Raw genomic sequence first — 6,896 nt, 5'->3', positions numbered from 1 at the left:
ATCCGAAAAGCAAGAGTCCGAAGAAGATCTTTTTCATGAGGCTGGAAGAAGGGTTTCGCAGACTGCAAATAAAAAACAAAAGCCGGGCGTTTGTACAAACGCCCGGCTTTTCCGTGTATTGAACGGCTAATTAGTACCGATACAGTTCCGATTTGAACGGACCTTCTACCGTTACTCCAATGTAATCGGCCTGCTCTACGTCGAGTTTTTCGAGTTGAGCTCCGATGTGATCCAGGTGCAGAGCCGCTACTTTCTCATCGAGGTGCTTCGGCAGTACGTATACTTTTTTCTCGTATTTGTCCGTGTTGGTCCAGAGTTCAAGCTGAGCCAGCGTTTGGTTCGAGAACGAGTTCGACATTACGAAGGAAGGGTGACCCATCGCTACGCCCAGGTTTACCAGACGTCCTTCGGCGAGTACAATCACTTCTTTGCCATCGATCGTATACAGATCAACTTGGGGCTTGATTTGTGATTTCGTCGAGCCGTAGTTCGCGTTCAACCAAGCCATATCGATTTCGTTGTCGAAGTGACCGATGTTACAAACGACCGCCTTATCTTTCATCGCCCGGAAGTGACGATCTTTAATGATGTTGATGTTACCCGTAGCCGTTACGAAGATATTGGCCCGTGGGGCGGCGTTATCCATCGTTACTACTTCATACCCATCCATGGCTGCCTGAAGGGCACAAATCGGGTCGATTTCCGTCACCAGTACGCGGCAACCCGCTCCCCGGAGTGACTCAGCAGAACCTTTTCCTACATCACCATATCCAGCTACTACGGCTACCTTACCGGCTAGCATCAGGTCCGTACCGCGACGAATCGCGTCTACGAGTGATTCTTTACAGCCATATTTATTATCGAATTTCGATTTGGTAACCGAGTCATTTACGTTGATTGCAGGAAGGTACAACGTTCCTTTGCGGAAACGCTCATACAATCGATGCACACCCGTCGTCGTTTCTTCTGACAGACCTTTGATACCGTCAATCAGCTCGGGATAATCATCGAAAACCATGTTGGTCAAATCGCCACCATCGTCAAGAATCATGTTCAGGGGCGTACGTTCCGCTCCAAAGAACAAGGTTTGCTCGATGCACCAGTTGAACTCTTCTTCGTTCAAGCCTTTCCAGGCGTATACCGATATACCAGCGGCGGCAATAGCAGCAGCGGCGTGATCCTGCGTAGAGAAGATGTTGCAGGAAGACCAGGTTACTTCAGCACCCAGTTCAACCAGCGTTTCAATCAAAACGGCCGTTTGGATGGTCATGTGCAGACAACCTGCGATGCGAGCACCTGCCAGGGGTTTCTGCGGTCCGTATTCTTTCCGGATGGCCATCAAACCGGGCATTTCGGCTTCAGCCAGGCGAATTTCTTTGCGACCCCATTCGGCCAGGGAAATGTCTTTTACTTTGTAAGGGATGTACGTTTGCGTAGCTTCCATATGTTAGATCAACGATCTGGGATAGGTAATGTAAAGTTGGATTAAAACCGCGAAAATCCGTACGAACGAAGCATCAATCACTAGTTAACTTTCTGACGATCAGCTCCGGTTTTCCGTTCTCTTCGCAGTGGGCTGCTTACATTACGGTCATTATCTGAGTAAGAACTCAATTTCGTACAAAATTAGTCCCTATTGATCGGCTTTCCAAAGTAGTTTCCTAATATTGACTTTCATTCAAGGTGCACCTGATTTTCGAGGTAATTTAAACTATCGACCCCAGTCGGTCGTTTTAAAAGACAAAAGTTCAGATTTATAATGATTCCGTTTGCCAACCAGCCTGTGGTACAGGTTTTAAATACAGATGTTTACCAGCTCGGTGAAAAACAAGTGCTGGAGAATATCAATTTTGCCATTCAGAAGGGTGAGTTTGTGTACCTCATTGGCCGGACCGGTAGTGGGAAAAGTTCATTGCTCAAGACCCTCTACGCCGATCTTTCTTTGGTGAAAGGTTCGGTACAAATAGCGGGCTATGAACTCAATTCCATTCGCCGGAAAGACATCCCTTTTCTTCGTCGGAAGCTGGGAATCGTTTTCCAGGATTTCCAGCTGTTCATGGATCGTAACATTGCCCAGAACCTGGAGTTTGTACTTAAAGCAACGGGCTGGACAGATTCCATGAAGATGAAAACCCGGATTGCCGAGGTTTTGATACGCGTCGGGTTGAGCGGAGAAATGAACAAAATGCCACACCAGCTTTCGGGTGGTGAGCAGCAACGCGTCGTTATCGCCCGGGCCTTGTTGAATGATCCGGAAATTTTACTGGCTGACGAGCCGACGGGGAACCTTGATCCCGAAGTGTCAGAAGACATTATGCGTCTCTTTCTGAGTATTAATAAATCCGGGATGTCCGTGCTAATGGCCACTCACGATTTTGACCTGATTCGTAAGTTTCCCCAGCGGATGCTACGCTGTGAAAATGGTAAAGTCGTCGAACGGGACTATTTATAAATAGTATTAAAAAAAGAGAGCGAATTCCGAAGAATTCGCTCTCTTTTTTGTGAGGTGATGGGATCTAAAAAAATCCTGATTTACGCAAACTGATGTACGCTCCCAAGGTATTTTCGTACAGCTCTCCGCTGTCGTAAGCCAGGGCTCCACTCAGTTCGCCGCCCTTCAGCCAGGGTAGTCGTGTACCCACTCGCAGAATACCCGAAAACTGCTGTAGCGGTTTCTCGTAAGGCTGTACATACGTACCACGATTTCGGCTAAAGGAAAGCTTCATTTCCCAGGAGGTATTCTGCTTAAACGTTCCCGCGAAGCCCGTGTGCAAAACTTCTACCCGATTGTTCGAAAAGCCCAACGAATAGCGGCGAACGCCAGTTTTCAAATCCGCGTCAGGCGTAACAAAAGGGGTACCAATGCCACGACCAAAGTACGTCCAACCATCCTGATACTGGCTGTTATTGAAATAATTGTCTCTTCCTCGCTTTTTAGGATCGGTATCCATGAACTCCTCACCGCCCTGATCAATGGTACTAAGCCATTCCACCGTAACTTGTTTAAGCGAAAAAGCGGCATGACTGGCCATTTTACTCTTCCAGCGAATACCATTGAAACTATCGGATGTGGTTAGGCGATAAAATAGCGATCCATCTTCAAACATAATTTGTCGGTACAGGAAGACGTCGAAAGCAGCGGGTCGCCATTGTAGAGCCATGTCAATCGTTCCTAAGTGGTTACCGATCCGGTTTTGATCAAACACAATAACTTTTCCTGGATTCGCTACGGCATAATTGGCCATACTTTGTCCAGAAAACACGCCCCAGTAACCTAACCATGACTTTTCAAAATGTCCGTAACGGGCCATATCGCCAGGGTCGTTCTTAAAGGCGGATGCGTAGCCAGCCCACTGTACGGAATGGTTCACCCCGGCGTGCAGGACTACAGGCCAGTTTTTAGTACCCAAACGTACATAAACCCCTTTCTGATGAAGGTAGGCATGTTGTACAAATGGACGACTGTTTTCAAACCAGCCATGGGACAAGTAGGCTTTCATGTGCAACCACCGACCGAGTACGGGAATAAAGTCATACGTACCCAGGCGAATTTGTGGGATAGGCAAGGCGTTGGTAGAAGACACCATGGAACCCATGCCGAGCAGTGTATCGGATAAACCCACGTATTCGCGTTTCCGTCCCCCATACAATTCCCATTTTTTGTACTTCAACCGCAAACACCCTTCTGTAACGATGCCTTTAAACTCTGGATTATTGGTCTGACCCATGACTTCAAGAGCTCCATCCACCGCCCAGCGATTTGAGCGGTGAGAGAGGGGTACTTGATAGTACACGCCAGCCGAAGCTAACATTCCTTGTGGTTTGCTAGGAATAACCCCGTATTGGTTCGTCTGCAACCAAAATGCAGTTCGATCCGACGTAGATAAAGCCGTTGTAGCTAATTGTACAAAATAAGTTCCCCCATTTCGTTGGGTACTGTCCTGAGCGTAAAGTATGTTGCAGGCAAAGGCGATTAAAACAGGACTTAGTCCTAAAAACTTATACATCAAGGTTGGTTAATTCAATAAAAGGTCAAATACAATTACCATACTTCTTCTACAAAGTACTACTAAAAATATCCAAGAATAGTACGGATTTACCGTCAAATATCTATTAATAATTATATAAATCAAAATTTAGAAGACTTTGTAAGCTTGAGCTATTGTTTAAAAAACTAGATTTTTCTATCTATTAATTGAAGTATTCCTTTTTTAGACTACTAAAATTAGCTTGTACATAAAAAAAAACCGGCAAACCAATTGTTTTAGCCGGTTTTGTTATTTTTTAGTTAAGCGTTTATCGCGTAAAAACTCCTGATTTTCGAATGCTTAAATACCCTCCTAACGTGTTGTCATACATTTCACCCCGATCATAAGCAATGGCCCCGGAAATTTCGCTTCCTTTCAGCCAGGGCATTTTTACGCCTACTCGAATTAAACCAGAAAATTGCTTTAAAGGGCCTTTATAATAAGGACTTGTATCGTAAGTAATGTTATTATATGTACCAAAGTTTTTGCTGTACGACGCTCGGATTTCCCAGGTAGTGCGTCGCTTGTACCGACCTGTCAACGTCATATTGATTACCTGTACCCGATTGTTAGGCATGCCGCGTACGTTTGTTCGCACTTCTTTCTTTAAATCACTATCGGGTTGAATAAAAGGAACGCCAATGGAGCGGTCAAAATACGTCCAGCCATCTTGGTACTGACTGTGGTTAAAATAATTATCAATTCCCCGTTTCTGTGACTCATCAATGATAAATTCATCTCCACCCTGACTTACCGTGCTTAACCATTCAAGTGTTACGCGTTTCAGGTAAAAATCGGACGCCTGTTGCACTTTATTCAAATAACGTACCCCATTCAAACCATCATCAATATTAATGAGGTAAAAAAGAGACCCATCATCAAACATACTTTGCCGATAAAAAAAGAGGTTGTAATTACAGTTTTTAACCTCTACGCCTGCATCAACGGTTCCCAGGTGATTCCCAATCCGATTCACATCGATGGAAATAAAATCATCCATAGGGTATCCCTTGTAGCCGTATTTTAGCTGCATACTTTTTGCCAGTACGACGCCATTCCAATAGGCGAAAGCCGATTGATTAAACTTGCCGTGCTTGGATAATAATCCTGGATCGTCGGCTAAACTAGGAGCGTATCCCCCCCATTGTACAAAATGACTTAAGCCGCCATAGAGATTGATGGCCCAATTTTCCTTCCCAAATTTCAAATACAGACCTTTCTGGTGTAAAAAAGCATCTTTCGTAAAAGAGTTATAATTTTCAAACCACCCGTGTGTGTAATAGGCTTTGAACTTGAGCCATTTTCCTACTATAGGTACGGGAATGAAGGTTCGGGTTCCCAAGTGAATCTGGGGAATCGGCAGAGCATTCCCCGACCAGTTTAGAGATCCCATACCCGTCAAGGTATCTGCCAAGCCTATAAACTCTCGTTTACGTCCACCGTAGAGCTCCCAGTTCTTGAAATTCAACCGTAAGTAGCCTTCGGTAAGGACGCCGTTCAATTTAGGATTCTGGGTTTGAGCGATGCCTTCAAGCCCTGCATCAATAGACCAGCGATTAGACCGTCGGGAAAGAGGAATGCGGTAATACACTCCCGCAGATAATAAACCGCCTTGGGGCGTTCTTGGTATTGTTCCGTACTGGTTCGTCTGGAGCCAGAAAGCCGTTCGATCTGAACTTGATAAGGCCGTAGTTGCTGCTTGCACAAAGTAAGTACCGAAGCTACGCGTACTATCCTGAGCAATGACTGAATTCCATCCAATACTAAGACATAGGATACTTAGGAAGGTAAAATAACGCATAAATTTAGGTAGGGTGGTATATATTCTTGGTAAGCTGGAGGCTTATAACTTCTTATCAATCTACGCAAAGTAAGATAAATTTATCAGTGGATTTAAACATATATGCTCACTCTTTACAAATAAATTTTCATTAAATTATTTAAAGGAAAAGAAAAGCCACCTGTGAGTCAGGTGGCTTTTCTTTTCCCTAGAATGGTAATTTATTTCGCTTTCAATTGTACGACGGGTACAATCACTTCTTCCAAGGAAACGCCTCCATGCTGGAACGTATCCTTGTAATAGTTGACGTAATAGTTGTAGTTATTAGGGTACGCGAAGAAGTAGTCCTCTAACGTGAAAACATACGCTGAAGAGACATTGTATTTCGGTAAGCCAAAGGCTTCAGGGCGACGGCATACGAGCACGTGATCTTCATCAAAATTCAGGTTTTTCCCCTGTTTATACCGCAAATTCGTGTTAACAGAACGGTCGCCAATGATCCGTACGGGCTTTTGTACGCGAATCATACCGTGATCGGTGGTTAGTACCACCCGGCCGCCTTTTTCAGCAATTTTCTTGAGAAATTCCAGCAAAGGCGAATGCTGAAACCAGGAGTTAGTCAGACTTCGATAGGCTGATTCGTCCGCTGCCAATTCTTTAATCATGGCTGAGTCCGTACGAGCGTGCGAAAGCATGTCCACGAAATTGTACACGACGGCAACTAAATCATTCGTGGCGATATTATTAAAGTTCTCAACGAGTGCCTTTCCCTGATTGACGTTCAGAATTTTGTGATACGACATTTTGATATTGCTCAGGCGACTTTTCTGCAACTGCATTTGTAGAAATTCTTCCTCATGCACGTTGAGACCTTCTTCGTCGTTTTTCTGATCACCCTCAATGTCGTGTACCCACAAACGCGGATATTGTTTCTCAATTTCACTGGGCAGCAAACCCGAAAAAATGGAGTTACGGGCGAAGGATGTCGTCGTTGGCAAAATGGAATAGTAATGACTTTCTTCCTCTACCGTGAAATACTCCGTCAACTCACGTTCGATCAGTTTCCACTGATCGTAGCGGAAATTGTC

Annotated in this window: 5 protein-coding genes; 1 reads left to right on the top strand and 4 read right to left on the bottom strand. The window is 44.8% G+C overall.

Annotated features, from left to right (window positions below; translation table 11 throughout):
• Positions 1-130: 130 nt before the first annotated feature.
• The gene (ahcY, locus tag ACOJTG_RS02490; RefSeq protein WP_420152357.1) at positions 131-1,444 is read right to left on the bottom strand and encodes an adenosylhomocysteinase; all 1,314 of its coding nucleotides are present in this window, start codon (positions 1,442-1,444) and stop codon (positions 131-133) included.
• 315 nt (positions 1,445-1,759) lie between these two features.
• On the opposite strand from ahcY, the gene ACOJTG_RS02485 reads away from it, so the two are divergent.
• Complete coding sequence (locus ACOJTG_RS02485; RefSeq protein WP_104710050.1) at positions 1,760-2,452, top strand: cell division ATP-binding protein FtsE; 693 nt, start codon at positions 1,760-1,762, stop codon at positions 2,450-2,452.
• A 64-nt stretch (positions 2,453-2,516) separates the two neighbouring features.
• Here ACOJTG_RS02485 and ACOJTG_RS02480 read toward each other — a convergent pair whose 3' ends face one another.
• The 3 genes from ACOJTG_RS02480 to ACOJTG_RS02470 all read right to left on the bottom strand — a co-directional run.
• Positions 2,517-3,812, bottom strand: coding sequence for a capsule assembly Wzi family protein (locus ACOJTG_RS02480; protein WP_420152356.1), 1,296 nt, complete (start codon positions 3,810-3,812; stop codon positions 2,517-2,519).
• Between the two features lie 484 nt (positions 3,813-4,296).
• Entirely contained in the window at positions 4,297-5,829 is a 1,533-nt protein-coding gene (locus ACOJTG_RS02475; protein ID WP_420152355.1) for a capsule assembly Wzi family protein, read from the bottom strand.
• A gap of 200 nt (positions 5,830-6,029) precedes the next feature.
• A partial coding sequence (locus ACOJTG_RS02470) for a PglZ domain-containing protein (RefSeq protein WP_420152354.1) occupies positions 6,030-6,896 on the bottom strand: 867 nt, incomplete at its 5' end.

This window comes from Siphonobacter sp. (assembly GCF_048595215.1).
Lineage (GTDB): Bacteria > Bacteroidota > Bacteroidia > Cytophagales > Spirosomataceae > Siphonobacter.
Note: the sequence above shows the minus strand (reverse complement) of the source record. Positions and strands in the feature narration are given on the sequence as shown.

Excerpts from the sequence above, each read along its gene's own strand:
- ahcY (WP_420152357.1), bottom strand. The coding sequence starts at position 1,444 with ATGGAAGCTACGCAAACGTACATCCCTTACAAAGTAAAAGACATTTCC.
- ACOJTG_RS02485 (WP_104710050.1), top strand. The coding sequence starts at position 1,760 with ATGATTCCGTTTGCCAACCAGCCTGTGGTACAGGTTTTAAATACAGAT.
- ACOJTG_RS02480 (WP_420152356.1), bottom strand. The coding sequence starts at position 3,812 with ATGTTAGCTTCGGCTGGCGTGTACTATCAAGTACCCCTCTCTCACCGC.
- ACOJTG_RS02475 (WP_420152355.1), bottom strand. The coding sequence starts at position 5,829 with ATGCGTTATTTTACCTTCCTAAGTATCCTATGTCTTAGTATTGGATGG.